The organism is Saccharothrix sp. ALI-22-I, assembly GCF_001984175.1.
GTDB lineage: Bacteria > Actinomycetota > Actinomycetes > Mycobacteriales > Pseudonocardiaceae > Actinosynnema.
Window position 1 is genome coordinate 681,560 of sequence record NZ_MTQP01000066.1, and the last position, 16,487, is coordinate 698,046.

At 70.8% G+C, this 16,487-nt stretch carries 15 protein-coding genes; 4 read left to right on the forward strand and 11 right to left on the reverse strand.

Annotated features, from left to right (window positions below; all coding sequences use genetic code 11):
• Positions 1-5: 5 nt before the first annotated feature.
• From tatC to pafA, 9 genes are all read right to left on the reverse strand, one after another.
• On the reverse strand, positions 6-938 hold the full coding sequence (tatC, locus tag ALI22I_RS31400) for a twin-arginine translocase subunit TatC (RefSeq protein WP_083752156.1): 933 nt from the start codon (positions 936-938) through the stop codon (positions 6-8).
• 125 nt (positions 939-1,063) lie between these two features.
• Entirely contained in the window at positions 1,064-1,387 is a 324-nt protein-coding gene (gene tatA, locus ALI22I_RS31405) for a Sec-independent protein translocase subunit TatA (RefSeq protein WP_077009120.1), read from the reverse strand.
• Complete coding sequence (locus ALI22I_RS31410; RefSeq protein ID WP_077009121.1) at positions 1,380-1,646, reverse strand: bacteriophage holin; 267 nt, start codon at positions 1,644-1,646, stop codon at positions 1,380-1,382. Before ALI22I_RS31410 ends, tatA begins: the two co-directional genes overlap by 8 nt.
• Positions 1,647-1,664: 18 nt before the next feature.
• Positions 1,665-2,636 (reverse strand): helix-turn-helix transcriptional regulator, encoded by a 972-nt coding sequence (locus tag ALI22I_RS31415; RefSeq protein ID WP_077009122.1) that lies wholly within the window; start codon positions 2,634-2,636, stop codon positions 1,665-1,667.
• Positions 2,633-3,619 carry a helix-turn-helix transcriptional regulator gene (locus ALI22I_RS31420; RefSeq protein WP_077009123.1) on the reverse strand — a complete coding sequence of 329 codons (987 nt, stop codon included), beginning with the start codon at positions 3,617-3,619 and terminating at the stop codon, positions 2,633-2,635. Before ALI22I_RS31420 ends, ALI22I_RS31415 begins: the two co-directional genes overlap by 4 nt.
• 175 nt (positions 3,620-3,794) lie before the next feature.
• The gene (locus ALI22I_RS31425) at positions 3,795-4,640 is read right to left on the reverse strand and encodes an alpha/beta fold hydrolase (RefSeq protein ID WP_077009124.1); all 846 of its coding nucleotides are present in this window, start codon (positions 4,638-4,640) and stop codon (positions 3,795-3,797) included.
• A gap of 38 nt (positions 4,641-4,678) precedes the next feature.
• A complete protein-coding gene (locus ALI22I_RS31430) occupies positions 4,679-5,566 on the reverse strand; it encodes an SRPBCC domain-containing protein (protein ID WP_077009125.1) in 888 nt (295 codons plus the stop codon).
• On the reverse strand, positions 5,559-6,119 hold the full coding sequence (locus ALI22I_RS31435; RefSeq protein ID WP_077009126.1) for an ArsR/SmtB family transcription factor: 561 nt from the start codon (positions 6,117-6,119) through the stop codon (positions 5,559-5,561). The genes ALI22I_RS31430 and ALI22I_RS31435 overlap by 8 nt, the downstream gene beginning before the upstream one ends.
• A 108-nt stretch (positions 6,120-6,227) precedes the next feature.
• Positions 6,228-7,586, reverse strand: a complete 1,359-nt coding sequence (pafA, locus tag ALI22I_RS31440; protein ID WP_077009127.1) for a Pup--protein ligase — start codon at positions 7,584-7,586, stop codon at positions 6,228-6,230.
• 116 nt (positions 7,587-7,702) lie between these two features.
• Here pafA and ALI22I_RS31445 point away from each other — a divergent pair, with 116 nt between their 5' ends.
• Positions 7,703-9,100 carry a bifunctional phosphatase PAP2/diacylglycerol kinase family protein gene (locus ALI22I_RS31445; RefSeq protein WP_077009349.1) on the forward strand — a complete coding sequence of 466 codons (1,398 nt, stop codon included), beginning with the start codon at positions 7,703-7,705 and terminating at the stop codon, positions 9,098-9,100.
• Positions 9,101-9,186: 86 nt separating this feature from the next.
• Here ALI22I_RS31445 and ALI22I_RS31450 read toward each other — a convergent pair whose 3' ends face one another.
• Both ALI22I_RS31450 and fxsT read right to left on the reverse strand, forming a co-directional pair.
• Complete coding sequence (locus ALI22I_RS31450; protein ID WP_077009128.1) at positions 9,187-10,251, reverse strand: ScyD/ScyE family protein; 1,065 nt, start codon at positions 10,249-10,251, stop codon at positions 9,187-9,189.
• Between the two features lie 198 nt (positions 10,252-10,449).
• Entirely contained in the window at positions 10,450-13,278 is a 2,829-nt protein-coding gene (gene fxsT, locus ALI22I_RS31455) for an FxSxx-COOH system tetratricopeptide repeat protein (RefSeq protein WP_077009129.1), read from the reverse strand.
• A 119-nt stretch (positions 13,279-13,397) separates the two neighbouring features.
• Here fxsT and ALI22I_RS31460 point away from each other — a divergent pair, with 119 nt between their 5' ends.
• The 3 genes from ALI22I_RS31460 to glpK all read left to right on the forward strand — a co-directional run bounded on the left by ALI22I_RS31460 (position 13,398) and on the right by glpK (position 16,482).
• The gene (locus tag ALI22I_RS31460) at positions 13,398-14,159 is read left to right on the forward strand and encodes an IclR family transcriptional regulator (RefSeq protein ID WP_077009130.1); all 762 of its coding nucleotides are present in this window, start codon (positions 13,398-13,400) and stop codon (positions 14,157-14,159) included.
• 66 nt (positions 14,160-14,225) lie between these two features.
• On the forward strand, positions 14,226-14,972 hold the full coding sequence (locus ALI22I_RS31465; RefSeq protein WP_338013519.1) for an MIP/aquaporin family protein: 747 nt from the start codon (positions 14,226-14,228) through the stop codon (positions 14,970-14,972).
• A 19-nt stretch (positions 14,973-14,991) separates the two neighbouring features.
• Positions 14,992-16,482 carry a glycerol kinase GlpK gene (glpK, locus tag ALI22I_RS31470; RefSeq protein WP_202971108.1) on the forward strand — a complete coding sequence of 497 codons (1,491 nt, stop codon included), beginning with the start codon at positions 14,992-14,994 and terminating at the stop codon, positions 16,480-16,482.
• The last annotated feature ends 5 nt before the right edge of the window (positions 16,483-16,487 follow it).

A 16,487-nucleotide genomic window follows, 5' to 3' on the forward strand; every position in this document is an offset into this window, starting at 1 on the left:
CCCGATCAGGTCACGTCGTCGTAGCCGGCGCGCCCCGGCGGCTGCTCCGGTGCGGGCACCGGCTGCGGCCTGGCCTGAACCTTGGGCTCCGGCTCAGGCTCGGGGTCGTCGATCGAGGACGGCGTGTACTCGAACGGCGCGGCCTCGTCGTCGGACAGCTCCTCCAGGCCCTCGGCCTTGCGCCTGCGCTCGGCCCGCCGGTCGTGGATGCGGGCGATCTGGATCGCCAGCTCGAACAGCAGCGACAGCGCCACCGCCAGCGCGATCATCGAGATCGGGTCGGTGCCCGGCGTCGCGATCGCGGCGAAGATGAACAGGCCGAACGTGATGCCGCGACGCCATCGCCGCAGCTTGTCGTAGGTGAGGATGCCGACCTGGTTGAGCATCACCACGATCAGCGGCAGTTCGAAGCTCACGCCGAAGATCAGCAGCAACGCCAGCACGAAGCTGATGTACTCCCCCGCCGTCAGCGCGGTGATGAACTTCTCGTCACCGAAGCTGACCAGCACGGACAGGCCCTGCGGCACGACGTAGAACGCGAGCGTCGCACCCGCCACGAACAGCACCGACGCGAAGGCCACGAAGACGACCGCGAACCGGCGTTCCTTGGCGTACAGGCCGGGCGCGATGAACCGCCACACCTGGAACAGCCACAGCGGCGCGGTGAGGGCCATGCCCGCGCCCGCGCCGACCTTCAGGCGGATCATGAAGATCTCGAACGGCTGGGTCTGGAGCAGCTGGCACCCCACACCGCCCTGGGTGAGCCGCTGGTTCACCGGGATGCCGCAGTAGGGCGCGATCACGATGTCGCCGAGGCTGGGCAGGCCGAAGATCCGCCAACCCCACCAGAACCAGCCGAAGATCGCACCCAACGCGATGAACAGCATCGCCAGCCCGAGGCGGTGCCGGAGGTCGTAGAGGTGATCCTTCAACGACATGGTGCCGTCGGGGTTGCCCCGACGGCTCGTGACCTTGCGGCGCTCCCGGCGCTGGGACCACCACCGGACCGGACTTGCCCCCACCGTGCGGACCGTCCTTCGGCTCTAGTTGGTGCGCTGGCTCGTCAGTTGCTGTTCTTGTTCTGGAGGTTCTGCGCCGACTGCTCGATGGGCTGGGCCACCTGCGGCTGCGGCTGCGCGACCGGCTGCTGCACGACCTGCGGCTGGGCGGGCGGCAGCTGCTGCGGCGCCTGCACCTGCGGCGGGGGCGTGTCCTGCGCCTTCGGCTGCGACGGGTCGTCCTCGTCGCGCAGGCCCTTGGTCTCGGCCTTCAGGATCTTGGCCGAGCGGCCGAGCGAACGCGCCATGTCGGGCAGCTTCTTCGCCCCGAACAGCAAGATGATCACCACGGCGATGATGATCAGCTCAGTAGCTCCGAGGTTACCCACGGTGATCCTCCTGTCTGCCCCGGTCCACCGATGGTACGCGGGGTTCGCCCTGGCGGGCCTGGTCCGGACGCCGTTCGGCGAAGGCCACCCCGAGCGCGGCGAACCGCGCCCGCAGCAGACCGACGCCGTCGCCGACCCTGTCACCCACCAGAGTGCTGGCGGCGCGGAATCGACGCAACGATCCGATGACTCGGACTCCGGTCGCGACGAGCACGACCACTCCGAACAGGATCAGCGCCAGGATCGGCAAGTACGGCACGGCACCACGGTACTTGGCCTAGGTTGACGGGAGGTGATCCGCCCGGCGCAACGCCGCCTCCGCCTGCCGGGCGACCTCGGCCACCAGGTCCGGCGGTTGCTCGACGTGCACTTCACCGCCCAATCCGAGCAGCAACCGCACCATCCACGGTGTGTCGGCGTATCGCATGAGCACGCGGGCCCGGCCCTCGGGCAGCTCGACCAGCCCGTCGGTCGGGTAGTACTCGGCCACCCAGCGCGCGTCCGGTTCGAGCACCAGCACGGCCGTCCGCTGCGACGGGTCCGGCTGGAACAACCCCTCCGATGTGTCGGTGGGCGTGGCGTGCGGCGGCGGGGCCGCGGGCTCGTCCAGCACCCGCACGGCGTCGATCCGGTCGAGCCGGAACAGCCGCACGCCGTCCGCCGCGCGACACCACGCCTCCAGATAACTTCGGCCTTCCACGAGCAGCATCCGCATCGGGTCGACCACGCGATCGGTGATCTCGTCCCGCGACGGGGTGTAGTAGCGCAGGTGCAGCGCGCGACCCCTCAGCACGCCGTCCGACACCGCGTCACGCACGCGTGCCGTCTCCGGCGCCTCCCGCACGGCCAGGCCCACGGCCACCCCGGCGGGCTGCGCCTGTCCTACCGCAGCCTCGATCTTCGCCACCGCCCGCTGCACGGCGGCCTGGTCGGCGACGCCGGGCGTCTCGGCCAGCGCGCGCAGCGCCACCAGCAGCGACGTGGCCTCCGCGGCGGTCAGCCGCAGCGGCCGGCTCATGCCCGCGTCGAACGTGACGGTGACCGTGTCGCCCTCGAACGACAGGTCGATCAGGTCACCGGGCCCGTAGCCGGGCAGGCCGCACATCCACAGCAGTTCGAGGTCCTTGCGCACCTGCTTGGGCGTCACCTCGAAATCGGCCGCGACCTCGTCGATCGGGATGCCCGGCCGGGCGAGCAGGTACGGCACCAGGGCGAGCAGCCGGGGCAGCCGGTCGGTGGCGGCGTTCACGCGCGCACCCCCGCACCGCGCAGCGCGCCCAGCAGCTTCTCCCGCACCGTCTTGGCCAGCACTTCGGGCTCCAACACCACCACGTCCGGGCCGAACCCGGCGATCCACGTCGCCGCCGAGTCGGGGAACCGGAGCTCGATCTCCAGCAGGTCGCCCGGCTCGCCGTCGAACTCCCGCGTGCCGACGACCGTGGCCCGCCTGCGCACGCCCAGCGCCCGTCCGCTCGCCACCCACAGCTTGGCGGTGGCCACGGTCTGGTCGGTGGCGGGCTGGGTGCGTGCGACGAACGACAGCAGGTCGATCTGGTCCGGCCGCTGCACCTCGCCGGGCTTGCCGACGACGCGGACGTCGCCGACGATCCGGGACAGCCGGAAGCAGCGCGGCGCGTTCCGGTCCCGGTCGTGGCCGACGAGGTACCACCGGCCGCGCCAGGCGACCACCCCCCACGGCTCCACGGTCCGGGTGCGCACCTCGACCGGCACCGGGCGGCGGTAGTCGAACTCGACCACGCGCCCCTCCTGGACGGCCGCGAGCAGCGGCGGGAACGCGGGTTCGCTGGTGCGGACCTTGGGCTCGACCGGCACGTGGACGTCCTGGTCGACGTCCACGCCCGCGGCGCGGAGCTTGATCAGGGCGCCGTGCGCGGCGCCGGTGAACTGCGGCGAGTCCCACAGCCGGGCGGCCAGCGCCACGGCGGCGGCCTCGTCCGGCTCCAGGTCGATATCGCCGAGTTCGTAGTCACGGCGGGCGATGCGGTACCCGTCGATCGCGTCGAAGCCCGCGCTGCGGCCTGTCTCCAAGGGCACGCCGAGGTCGCGCAACTCGGTCTTGTCGCGTTCGAACATGCGGAAGAACGCCTCGTCCGTCGCGGCGTCGGAATAGCCGGGGACGATGGCGCGGATGCGCTCGGCGGTCAGGTACTGGCGGGTGGAGAGCAGGCACAGCACCAGGTTGACGAGCCGTTCGGCACGTGCGATGGCCACACCGGAACCCTAGCCCCGGACGAACGCCCGGTGACGCCATCCCCGCCCGCAACGCGGCTGAATGGTCCATTCAGCCGATTGCAGACCGGGACAACCGCAGTTCTGCGGCCGGCTCCCGGGCACTCTTCCCCCGCCGGACGCCGCCCGCACCGCACGCCACGCCAACGCAGACCACTCACCCGGCGACCCGCAGAAACTCCCGCAACTCCGCCGCCAACTCCCCGGGCACGTCCTCCGCCAGGTGGTGCCCGGACCGCATGCCGTGCCCCCGCAGGTCGTCCGCCCAGTCCCGCCAGACGCCCAGCACGTCGCCGTAGAGGGTCGGCAGGTCGCCCTCCGCCCACAGCACCAGCACCGGGCACCGGACGCGCCGGCCCGCAGCGAGGTCCGCGTCGTCGTGCGCGCGGTCGACACCGAGGCCGGCGCGGTAGTCCTCGACCATGGCGTGCACGGTCGCCGGGTCGTGCATGGCCCGCAGGGTGTCGTCGTCCACCGGCTTGCGGTCGGTGCGGTACCAGGCGTCGGGGTCCGCGCAGATGACCCGCTCCGGCACCTCGGGTTGGGCCAGGAAGAACCAGTGCCACCAGCTCCGGGCGAACTCCGCACCGCAGCGGGCCAGCGCCGACCCGATCGGCACCACGTCCAGCGCGACGAGGTGCGTGACCAGGTCCGGGTGGTCCAGCGCGAGCCTGGTGGCGACGTACCCGCCGCGGTCGTGCCCGACCACCGCGAACCGCTCGTGCCCCAACTCGCGCATGAGGACGACGAGGTCGCGTGCCATCGCCCGCTTCGAGTACGGCGCGTGGTCGGGCGTGGTCTCCGGCTTGGACGATTCGCCGTACCCGCGCAGGTCCGGGCACACGACGGTGTGGTCCGCGGCGAGCAGCGGCGCCACGTGCCGCCAGGTGGTGTGCGTGCGCGGGTGCCCGTGCAGCAGGAGCACCGGCGGCCCGGAACCGCCGACGCTCACCCGCAGTTCCGCCTCGCCCGTGTCGATTCTCGTCAGCGTGAAGTCGGCCACCCGTCCCACCTACCCGGGACGGCGGACGATCAACCGCCTCAGTCGCCGGTGAGCATGCCCTCGGGCAGCCCCGGCACGTCCGGCTGGAGCCAGATCGGCCGCCAGTCGGGCAGTTCGTGGTACCGGCGCAGTTCCGCCACGCCCGACAGCCAGCCCGCCCACGCGCCGTACGGCGGCTGACCGGTGTCGAACCCGCTCTGCACGAACGTCAGCCGGGTGCCGCCGCCGGACTCGGCCAGTTCCCAGGTCGACACCATGCCGCCCCAGTCGACGCCCATCCGCCGGCCCGGCTCGAACTCGACCACCTTCGCGGGCTCGGGGTTCATCTCGAAGCCGCCCATGGCGACCCGGCCGCCCTCCCACGCCTCGATGTCGATCTTGGCGCCGAACCACCGCGAGTACTCCTCGGCGTCGACCAACGACCGCGCCACCACGTCGACCGGCGCGCCGATCAGCACCTCGCCACGCATCTCCGTGCTGCTGAAGTCGACCTTCGGGGTGAGCGGGCGGCCTTCGAGGTGGTCCACCAGGTTGGCCAGCGACAACGCCCAGTACGTGTAGAGCTGCCCCAGCACGCTGCTCTCCGCCACGGCCGCCTCCCAGCCCGGGAAGTGGCTCTGCGACACCGTCACGACCGTGTCGGCACCGTCGGTGTCACCCTCGGCCGCCCAACCGATCTCGACGGTGGTCCGCTCGCCGCCGACCAGCCAGCCGAACCGCAGCGACCGCTCGTCGAGGTGCTCCAGGGTCTGGTGCGGCTCGGCGCCCTCCGGGGTGTAGCGGCCCCAGAACTCGAACCGGTCGGGTGGATCGACGGCCGCGTGCTCGGCCAGCCACGTGCTCAGCTCGCCCGCGTCGGTCAGCGCCTGCCGCACCCGGTCGACGGGCGCGGTGGTGCGGACGCGAAGGACCACGGTCTCACTCATCGGTCTTCTCCTCCTTCGGGTAGCACGCCACGGCCAGGCGGAAGGCGTCGCCCTCGGCTCCGCCGTAGCGGCCGAACAGGTCCTGCAAAGTCGTCTTCAGGTCGTCGAAGAACTGCTGCCGCTGGTCGGGCGGCACCCGGATCTCCCCGGACACGCCCAACGACGGCAGCTCGGGCCGGGTCCGGTCCAGGCCCGCGATGTCCGACTGGACCTGCTCCACGAGGTCCAGCAGGTATCCCAGACTCAACTCGTCCTGCGCCCGGCGCAGTCCGAGGCGGCCGACCAGGCCGGGCGACAGCCAGTACGAACGCGCACTGGCCTGGTACACGCCTTCGTTGATGCCACGCACCCGCCGTTCGCTCACCTGGGTCACCAGACCGGCTTCGACCAGGCGTTTCACGTGGTAGTAGACCCGCTGCGGGGTCTGGTCGAGCGCCGTCGCCACCTCGGTGCACGACCGCGGCTCGGCCAGTTGCCGCAGCACCTCGATGCGCTGCGGCTTGAGCAGTGCCTCGGCCTGCTCGATCTGCTCCAGGTACAGGACGTCTCTCATCGCAAAAATCATCTTGTACGTAAAAATCCATTTTGTCAATCGGGCCGGAGAAGACCCCGAGCCACCAGGGCCCGGGGTCTTCCGATCAGCTATAACGCCTGGTCAGCACTAGAGGGACGAGATCAACCGTTCCACGCGCTCGTCCACCGCGCGGAACGGGTCCTTGCACAGCACGGTCCGCTGCGCCTGGTCGTTCAGCTTCAGGTGCACCCAGTCCACGGTGAAGTCACGACCCGCGGCCTGCGCGGCGGCGATGAAGTCACCGCGCAGCTTGGCCCGCGTGGTCTGCGGCGGGGTGTCCTTGGCGGCCTCGATCTCACCGTCGTCGGTGACCCGTTCCACCTGGTCCTTGCGCTGCAGCAGGTCGAAGATGCCTCGGCCGCGGCGGATGTCGTGGTAGGCGAGGTCGAGCTGGGCGATGCGCGGGTTGGACAGGTCCATGTCGTGCTTGGCCTGGTAGCGCTCCATCAGCCGGTACTTGATGGCCCAGTCGATCTCGCGGTCGATCTTGGACAGGTCCTCGGCCTCGACCGCGTCCAGCGTGCGGCCCCACAGCTCCAGCACCCGCTCCGCCATCGGGTCCGGCGCGCGCTTGGCCACGTGCTCCACCGCGCGCTCGTAGTACTCGCGCTGGATGTCCAGCGCCGAGGCCTCCTTGCCGCCCGCCAGCCGCACGGTGCGCCTGCCGGTCAGGTCGTGGCTGATCTCGCGGATGGCGCGGATCGGGTTGTCCAGGCTGAAGTCCCGGAACTGCACGCCCTGCTCGATCATCTCCAGGACCAGGTTCGCGCTGCCCACCTTGAGCAGCGTGGTCACCTCGGACATGTTCGAGTCGCCGACGATGACGTGCAGCCTGCGGTAGCGCTCGGCGTCGGCGTGCGGCTCGTCGCGGGTGTTGATGATCGGCCTGGACCGGGTGGTGGCGCTGGACACGCCCTCCCAGATGTGCTCGGCCCGCTGCGACAGGCAGTAGACCGCCCCGCGCGGCGTCTGGAGCACCTTGCCCGCGCCGCAGATGAGCTGCCTGGTCACCAGGAACGGCAGCAGGACGTCGGCGATGCGGGAGAACTCCCCCGCCCGCGCGACCAGGTAGTTCTCGTGGCAACCGTAGGAGTTGCCCGCGGAGTCGGTGTTGTTCTTGAACAGGAAGATGTCTCCCCCGATGCCCTCGTCGGCGAGCCTGCGCTCGGCGTCGACGAGCAGGTCTTCGAGGATCCGCTCACCAGCCTTGTCATGCGTGACGAGCTGGGCGAGGTCGTCGCATTCCGCCGTCGCGTACTCGGGGTGCGAGCCCACGTCCAGGTAGAGCCGAGAGCCGTTGCGCAGGAAGACGTTCGACGAGCGTCCCCACGAGACGACCCGGCGGAACAGATAACGCGCGACCTCATCCGGGGACAGCCTGCGCTGCCCGTGGAAGGTGCAGGTCACCCCGAACTCAGTCTCAATGCCGAAGATCCGCCGCTGCATCCCTTAACAGTAGGCGCATTCGGGCTTTTCTTCAGTGATCCAATCGGGCGTCGCGCCGTTTTCGCGGATAACGTTCTTGTGTGCTCCGACGAGTGAACCGCCTGGACCTGGCCCTGATGAGGCGTTCCGGCGCCCTGCGGGCGTCGCATGTCGATCACGGGATGAAGAGATTGTCACGAGCCGCTAACCACAGCGTCTTGTGGCTTGCCGTGGCCGGCGTGCTGGCCATGCGCAAGGGCGTGACCAGGCGTGCCGCGTTGCGCGGGGTGGCCGCGATCGCGGGTGCGAGCTTCAGTTCGAGCCTGGTGGCGAAACGGCTGTTCCCGCGCCGCAGGCCGGCCGCCGACCTGCTGCTGGTGCCGCGCCGGCTGACCAGGCGGCCGAAGTCGTCGTCGTTCCCGTCCGGGCACGCGGCGTCGGCGGCGGCGTTCACCACGGCGTTGGCGATGGAGTCGCCCGCGCTGGCGGCGGTGGTCGCGCCGGTCGCGGCGGCGGTGGCCTATTCGCGGGTGCACACGGGCGTGCACTGGCCGTCGGACGTGGCCGCGGGCACCGCGATCGGGATCGGCGCGGGCCTGCTGACCAGGCGTTGGTGGCCGCTGGGGCGGACCGACGCGGCGTCGGCGCGCGAGCACCAGGAGCTGGAGCCGCTGATCGACGGCGAGGGTCTGGTCGTCGTGGTGAACCCGAGCGCCGGCCTGGGCGGGGTGGACCCGACCGAAGCCCTGGCGCAGGAGTGGCCGAAAGCCACGATCGTGGGAATCGAGGATCTCGACACCGTGATCGCCGATCACGCTCCGCGCGCGTTGGGCGTGGCGGGCGGTGACGGCTCGGTGGCCGCGGTCGCGGCGTTGGCGGCGGCGAACCGGCTGCCGTTGGCGCTGGTCCCGGCCGGGACGTTGAACCACTTCGCCCGGGACGTCGGCGTGCGTGGGCTGGACGACACCGCACGGGCGGTCGCGGACGGTGAGGGCGTGCTGGTGGACCTGGCCGCTGTGTCCGTGGACGGCGCCCCGCCGCGCTGGTTCGTCAACACCGCGAGCCTCGGCGGCTACCCCGACATGGTGCGGCTGCGGGAAAAGTTGCAGGACCGGTGGGGCAAGTGGCCGGCGGCGGCCATCGCGCTGGCCCGCGTGCTGCGCACGTCGCGACCGTTGCGGGTGGAGCTGAACGGCGAGCCGCAGTTGGTGTGGATGCTGTTCGTCGGCAACGGCCCGTACCGGCCGAAGGGCTTCGCGCCGACCATGCGGCCCGCCCTGGACGCGGGCCTGATGGACGTGCGGTACATCCGCGCCGACACCCGGTTCTCGCGGGCGCGGTTCTTCATCGGCGCCCTGCTCGGCTCCCTGCACCGCAGCCGCACGTACCGGCACCTGGAGACGCGGTGGCTGGACGTCCGGCTGCTCGACGACGCGGTGGCGATCGCGACGGACGGCGAGGTCGGCCCCACGGGCTCCACGTTCGAGTTCCGCGCCCGCCCCGCGGCCTTGGCCGTGTACCGGTCCCCGCTGTGAGCCGCCGCCTTCCGGTGGTCCGCGAAGCCGCACTCCCTGAGACCCGATTGGCCGCGTCGCGTCGTCACGCGGCCAACCGAGGCCGGTCAACCGAGCGGGATGCTGACGACAGTGCCGCCTCCCGGGCACACGCCGCAGTTGGAGACGTACGCCTCGTGGTCCCGGATCGTCAGGCCACCGGGCATGGTCAGCCCTTCCTGCGCGATGATCGTGCGCGAGCCGTCGTGGTTCACCCGGATCAGCGCGCCGGTCGGGTCACCCGAGAGCAGCCCGTTGTGCGAGATCTCCAGCACGTAGAGCCGGTTCTTGTGGTCGAAGGCGATGTCGACGATGTTGGTGAAGCCGTCGGCGATCACCCTGGGCCCCTGCCCCGGCACGACGCGGTGCACGCGTGCCTTACCTGGCGGGAACGGGAAGCCGGTGAGCTCACCGACGTAGAAGGCGCCGTCCCGCTCCACGACCGAAGTGGGCACCGACTGCACCGGTTGGCCGTCGATGGTCCGGGTGTCGAAGACGGCGAGGGTGCGGATCGCGTGGCGGCCGAAGACCCGCAGCAGGGAGTTGCCGCCCGCGTCGACGACCACCTGACCGGCCGACGTGGCGACCACCGAGTTCGGGTTGGTGTCCGGCAGGCCGCCGTCGGGGTTCTGCTCCGCCTCGAACGCGCCGATGTCGGCCACTTGCTTCCAGCCGCCGTGGCCGTGCCGGCGCAGGAGCCAGCCGGACGCGTTCCGGCCCAGCGGCGGGAGGTCGTTGCGCACGGCGGGATCGGCGCCCAGGCCGACGGTGAAGTACAGCCCGCCGTGACCTTGCGGGTCCACGTCGCTCGGGCCGAGCGCGGCGGAGCCGTCCCGCCCGGCGATCGAGGGCAGGCCGGTGATCACCCGGCTCTGCTCGCCCTTGGCGACTCTGGTGATGGCGCCGGTGGCGCCGAAGCACACCTCGTCGCCTTCAGGGCCGGGGATGCACGGCCCTTCCCCGCCCCGGCCGGACTCGGCGACGTAGAGCGCACCGTCATGGGCGAACGCCAGGCCGCGGGGGTTGTTCAACCCCTCGGCCACCACTGTCCACGGTTCTTCGGCAGTCGCGGTCGCGGGTGTCAGCACAGCTGCGACGATCGCGCCCACGGCGGCGAGTATTCGGGTTCTCATCCGTCGACTCCTCTCGTAGTGACACCCCCCGAGGGAGTCTGCGCCGAACGGCCTAATCCGGCCATCGATCCACCCGGTCGGGCGACACCCACGCCTGGGCTCCACCCGACCAGAGAGTTGAGGTTTGACGCCGGACAACAGCGCGCCGGAACGCCTGTTCGGCCGTGACGTGGAAGCCCGGACCTGGTCACTCGATCTCTAGCCGGTCTCCCGGATCGACAGCAGGTGCTCGACGCCGCCGAGGAAGTTGTCCAGCCCTTCGCCGTACACCGCCTCGGCGATCGCCATCCCACGCTCATGCGCGGCGCGTGCCTCTTCGGTCAGGTCGAGGTCGAGCAGCACGCGGGCGAGGTAAAGCGAGATGGCGGCGACGCGGGGATCGTCAGGTCCGCCGACGACCTCCAGCGCGCGTTCCAAGTGCGTCCGAGCCTCGACCGACCGCCCCTCCGCACGCAGGGTGAGCGCCAGGAACTGCCGGATCGAGACCACCTCCGGGTGTTCCGGCCCGAAAGCGCCCTCGTAGATGGCGACCGCACGTTCGTAGGCCGGTCGGGCTTCGGACAGCTTGCCGAGCATGAAGGAGATGTTGGCCGACTGTGCCAGGAGACCGGCCACGTGGGGGTGCCCGGCACCCAGCGCGGCCTGCTTGATCTCCAGTGCGCGGGCGTACGTCCGCCGGGCCTGCTCGAAGCGACCCTGCCGGAACAGGTTCGAGCCGACGACGCCGAGCACGTCGGCGACCGCCGGGTGCTCCGGCCCGTGTACGGCCTCGGCGATGCGCAAGGCGCGTTCCAGGACCGGCAACGCCTCCGCGGGTCGCCCCAATCCGTCGAGAGCCGCGCCGAGGTTGGCCAGCGGTACGGCCAATTCGGCGTGGTCGGGCCCGTGGGCGGCCTCGACGCACGCGACCGCGCGTTCGAACAGCGGTAGCGCCTCCGCGAACCGCTCCAGATCGCACAGCGCGACGCCGAGGTTGCCGATGCGGTCGGCCACGACCGGGTGATCAGGCCCGTACGTCTCCTCCGCCATGGCCGCCGCACGCTGGTGCAGCGAAATCGCCTTGGCCGGGTGTCCCGCGACCCGCCACGCGTTGGCCTGGCTGTTGAGGGTCGCCCCGAACTGCGGGTGAGTGGACCCGTAGACCGCTTCGGTGATCTCCAGCACTCGTCGGAGGTATGGCTGGGCGCCGATCGAGTCACCCACGGCGATCAGCACATCGCCGACGGCGCTCAACGCCGCGACGACGCCGGAGTGCTCGGGCCCGTAGGCGCTCTCCACGATGGCCAGGGCGCGTTCGAGCAACGGCCGGGCCGAGGTGGGTCTGCCGAGCAAGCGGTGCGCTTGGGCGAGGAGTTGGAGGACGCCTGCGGTCTCCAGGTGATCCGGCCCGCGTGCCACCTCGGTGGCGGCGACACCGCGTTCCAGCAGCGGCACGGCTTCGGCATACCTGCCCTGTGCGAGCAGGATTCCGCCGTAGTGGGTCATGTGGGAAGGGCCGAGGTCGAGGTTCTTCCCGGCGATCCGAAGCGCCCGGTCGAACAGCGATCTCGCTTCCTGGGGACGTCCGGCCGACTGCAGTGACGCGCTGAGTTGGATCAGCGCCATGGTGAGGTGGTCCGCGTGGACGTCGGGAGTGGCGTTGCAGAGCGCCAGCGCCCGCTGGGCGAGGCCGAGCGCGTCCGTGTGCCTCCCGAGCGCGTGTAGCGCGCTCCAAAGCTTGTTCATCACGACGATGGGGCGCGGGCCATCGGGATCCAGCGCCGCCAGCGCCCGTTCGAGCAAGGTGTGGGCGTCCGCCACCCTGCCGTGTTCCAGCAGGTAGGTGCCCGCGCGCTCCAGCAACATGGCGTCCACCGACGAGTCCTCGCACACGGCCAGCACGTGCGGGAGGAGTGCACGCCACCGAGGCCAGTTCTCCGGGGTGCCGACGACCTTCTCGGGCAGATCGGCCAGCAGCAGCTCCTGGCAGGTTGACCGGTCGCCCGGCGAGCGGGCGACCAGTGCCTGTTGGAGCAGCCGGTGGACGATCGTCACCTCGCGACCGGCCCGCCGCACGAGGAACCGGTCCACCAGGACGCCGACGGTGTTCGCCCAGGCCAGCGGGTCGGTCACCACCTCCGCCAACGGCGCGGGCAGCACCTCGGAGTGCTTGGTGAACAGGTCCAGCGGCACGGGTTCGGGCGCGAGTCGGGCCAGCAGGTCGAGCAGCGGCACGGCGGCCGGCGCCTGCTCCGCCACGGCGGCCAGCGACAGGTCCCACAGCGTCGCCAGGGTGTCCTGCCGGTCGGCGATCCGGCCGTGCCCGATCATCTCCGCGGTGCGGGTGCGCAGCAGGTCGAGGTAGTCCTCGACCGGCAGTCCGGACGCGTCCAGGTAGGCGGAGGCCTGCTCGATCGCCAACGGGAGGTCGCCGAAGAACTCCGCCAGCCCGGCGGCCGACGGTTCGGCGATCTCGGGCACGCGCCGCCGCAGCAGTGCCACGCTCTCCGACCGGCTCAGCACGTCCACGTCCAGCACCGCACCCAGGGCCGTGAAGCCCGCCCGACGGGTCGTGATCAGCACCCGCCCGCCCGAGGGCAGGAACTCGCGGACGGCGGCCGGGTCGTCGGCGTTGTCGAAGACCAGCAGCGAACGCCGCCCGTGCAGCGCGGCCAGCACGACGGCGGTCATCGCGACCGGGTCGTCCTCACTCGGCAGCCCGAGCGCCCGCCCGAGGTCGGCCAGGTGGTCCGGGATGAGAGTGGATTGTTCGGCAGGCACCCACCACACCACGTCGAAGGTGGCGGCGACGCGGTGTGCGTACGCCAGGGCCAGCTGCGTCTTGCCCACGCCGCCCATGCCCCTCAGCGTGAGCACCGACGGAACGTCGTCCAAGGCGGCCAGCAGCTCGGTGCGGCCGGTGAAGTTCGGGTTGGGTGGCGGGAGGTGCCGTGCGACCCCGTTGCGCCTCGGGTGGACGTGGACGTGGATGTCCCGGCCGGCCTGGTAGACGGTGGCGCCGTCGGAGGCCGTCGCCTGTTGGGACACCCGGCCATCCGCTCCTCGCACCGCCCCATCCAACCCGACAACCCACCTTCGCCGCCCGCAACTCTGCGGACACGCGCACCATTCGACATAGTCGAACAGATTCGCGCTAGAGTGACCGCGTGCCCGGTCCCATTCAGTCCATCGAACGGGCAGCCGCGGTGTTGCGGCTGCTGGCCAGTGGTGCGCGGCAGATGGGGGTCGCGGAGTTGGCGCGGGCCCTCGAACTGCCCAAACCGACCGTCCACGGCATCCTGCGGACACTCCAGCTCGTCGGGTTCGTGGAGCAGTCGCCGGACACGGGCAAGTACCAGCTCGGCGCGGCCCTGTTCCACATCGGCAGCAGCTACCTCGACGGCAACGAGCTGCGCACACGTGCGCTGAACTGGTCGGACTCGCTGGCCTCGCGCAGCATGGAGAGCGTCCGCATCGGCACCCTGCACGAGAACCAGGTCCTGGTCGTGCACCACGTGTTCCGCCCGGACAACTCCCGCCAGGTCCTCGAAGTCGGCGCCCTGCTCCCCTCGCACGCCAGCGCGTTGGGCAAGGTCCTGCTCGCCGACGACCCCGTCGGCCTCACCGACGACGAGCCGCTCAAGGCCTACACGCCCGCCACGATCACCGATCCCGATCGGCTCGGCGACGCGTTGGAGCAGGTGAGACAACGTGGCTGGGCTTCGGATGTCGAGGAGCTGGTGGAGGGCGAGGTGTCGCTGGCCGCGCCCATCCGGGACCGGCGGGCGGTGACGGTCGGCGCGGTCGGGATTTCGGGACCGGTCGAGCGGCTGTGCGACGAGAACAAGCAGCCGCGCACCGAACTGGTGTCCTACGTCCGCGAGGCCGCGCGGTCCATCTCGCGTGAGCTCGGCGCCATCCCCTGGTAAAGCGGGTGTTTCCGAGGGTTGACAACTTGTGAGCGTCGGCACAGGATTCACGCGCACCGTACGACATTGTCGAACGGCATTCAGGCCAGAGAGGGCGCGTGGATGACCAACCAGTCGATCTTCATCGGTGAGTTCCTGGGCACCGCACTGCTGTTGCTGATGGGCAACGGCGTCGTGGCGGGCGTCGTGTTGGCGAAGTCGAAGTCGAACGGCGCCGGCTGGGCGGTGATCACGTTCGGCTGGGGCTTCGCGGTACTCGCGGGCGCCTACGCCGTCGCACCGCTGTCCGGCGCACACCTCAACCCGGCGGTCACCCTCGGCCTGGCCATCCACAACGGCGACTGGAGCACCGTCCCGCTGTACCTGGCCGCCCAGTTCCTCGGCGCGTTCACCGGTGCCGTGCTGTGCTACCTCGCCTACCTCGGCCAGTTCCGCGCCAACACCGGCGAGGTGCTCGGCATCTTCGCCACCGGCCCCGAGATCCGCCACCGGGTGCAGAACCTGACCACCGAGGTCATCGCCACGTTCGTGCTGGTGTTCGTCATCCTGGCGACCGGCCAGACCAAGGGCCTGGAGACCTCCGGCACCGGCGTGCTGATCGTCGCCCTGCTGGTCGTCGGCATCGGCATGTCCCTCGGCGGGCCCACCGGCTACGCCATCAACCCCGCGCGCGACCTCGGTCCCCGCATCGCGCACGCCGTCCTGCCGATCCCCGGGAAGGGTGCGTCGGACTGGGGATACGCCTGGATCCCCGTCGTTGGTCCGCTGATCGGTGGAGCACTTGCCGGTCTGGTCGACATCGCCGTCTTCTGAGCCAATGAGGAGCAAGCCCGTGAACACTTACATCGCCGCCATCGACCAGGGCACCACCTCGTCGAGGTGCATCGTCTTCGACCACGGGGGCGCGATCGTGTCCGTGTCCCAGAAGGAGCACCGGCAGATCTTCCCCAAGCCCGGCTGGGTCGAGCACGACGCCGAGGAGATCTGGGCCAACGTGCTGGACGTCGTGCACGGCGCGCTGCAGAAGGCGTCGCTGACCGTGCACGACCTCGCCGCCGTCGGCATCACCAACCAGCGCGAGACCACGCTGGTCTGGGACAAGGCCACCGGCAAGCCCGTGCACAACGCGATCGTCTGGCAGGACACCCGCACCGACCAGCTCGTCAAGGAACTCGGCGAGCAGAACCGGTTCCGGGACAAGTGCGGCCTGCCGCTGGCCACCTACTTCTCCGGCCCCAAGGTCCGCTGGCTGCTCGACCACGTCGACGGCCTGCGTGAGCGCGGCGAACGCGGCGAGGTGCTGTTCGGCACCATGGACACCTGGCTGATCTGGAAGCTCACCGGCCGCCACGTCACCGACGTCACCAACGCCAGCCGCACCATGCTGATGAACCTGGAGACGCTGGACTGGGACGACGAGCTGGTCGACGCGATCGGTGTGCCCAAGGCGATGCTGCCGGAGATCCGCTCGTCCGCCGAGGTCTACGGCACCGCGACCGGCACGCTGGAGGGCGTCCCGGTGGCGTCCGCGCTCGGCGACCAGCAGGCGGCGCTGTTCGGCCAGACCTGCTACTCCCCCGGCGAGGGCAAGTGCACCTACGGCACCGGCAGCTTCCTGCTGGTCAACACCGGTGACAAGCCGGTCGTCTCGGAGAACGGCCTGCTCACCACGGTCGGCTACAAGATCGGCGACCAGCCGGCGGCGTACGCGCTGGAAGGCGCGATCGCCGTCACCGGCGCGTTGGTGCAGTGGTTCCGGGACAAGATGGGGCTGATCTCCAGCGCTCCCGAGATCGAGACGCTGGCCCGGTCGGTGGAGGACAACGGCGGCGCGTACTTCGTGCCCGCGTTCTCCGGTCTGTTCGCGCCGCACTGGCGGTCCGACGCACGCGGCATCATCGCGGGCCTGACCGGCTACATCGACAAGGGCCACATCGCCCGCGCGGTGCTGGAGGCAACGGCCTGGCAGACCCGCGAGGTCGTGGACGCGATGAACGCCGACTCGGGCGTCGAGCTGGTCGCGTTGAAGGTCGACGGCGGCATGACGGCGAACAACCTGCTCATGGGCTTCCTGTCGGACGTGCTGGACGTGCCGGTGGTGCGGCCGATCGTCGCCGAGACCACGTGTCTGGGCGCGGCCTACGCGGCGGGCCTCGCGGTCGGCTACTGGTCGGACACCGAGAGCCTGCGCGAGAACTGGCACAAGGCGGCCGAGTGGCTGCCGACCATGGACGCGCGGACCCGCGACAAGGGCTACCGCAAGTGGAAGAAGGCGGTCGAGCGGACCGTCGGCTGGATTGACGAGGACGACAACGATGAGTGAGCAGC

Excerpts from the sequence above, each read along its gene's own strand:
- ALI22I_RS31450 (WP_077009128.1), bottom strand. The coding sequence starts at position 10,251 with ATGAGAACCCGAATACTCGCCGCCGTGGGCGCGATCGTCGCAGCTGTG.
- tatC (WP_083752156.1), bottom strand. The coding sequence starts at position 938 with ATGTCGTTGAAGGATCACCTCTACGACCTCCGGCACCGCCTCGGGCTG.
- pafA (WP_077009127.1), bottom strand. The coding sequence starts at position 7,586 with ATGCAGCGGCGGATCTTCGGCATTGAGACTGAGTTCGGGGTGACCTGC.
- ALI22I_RS31445 (WP_077009349.1), top strand. The coding sequence starts at position 7,703 with ATGAGGCGTTCCGGCGCCCTGCGGGCGTCGCATGTCGATCACGGGATG.
- ALI22I_RS31435 (WP_077009126.1), bottom strand. The coding sequence starts at position 6,119 with ATGAGAGACGTCCTGTACCTGGAGCAGATCGAGCAGGCCGAGGCACTG.
- ALI22I_RS31430 (WP_077009125.1), bottom strand. The coding sequence starts at position 5,566 with ATGAGTGAGACCGTGGTCCTTCGCGTCCGCACCACCGCGCCCGTCGAC.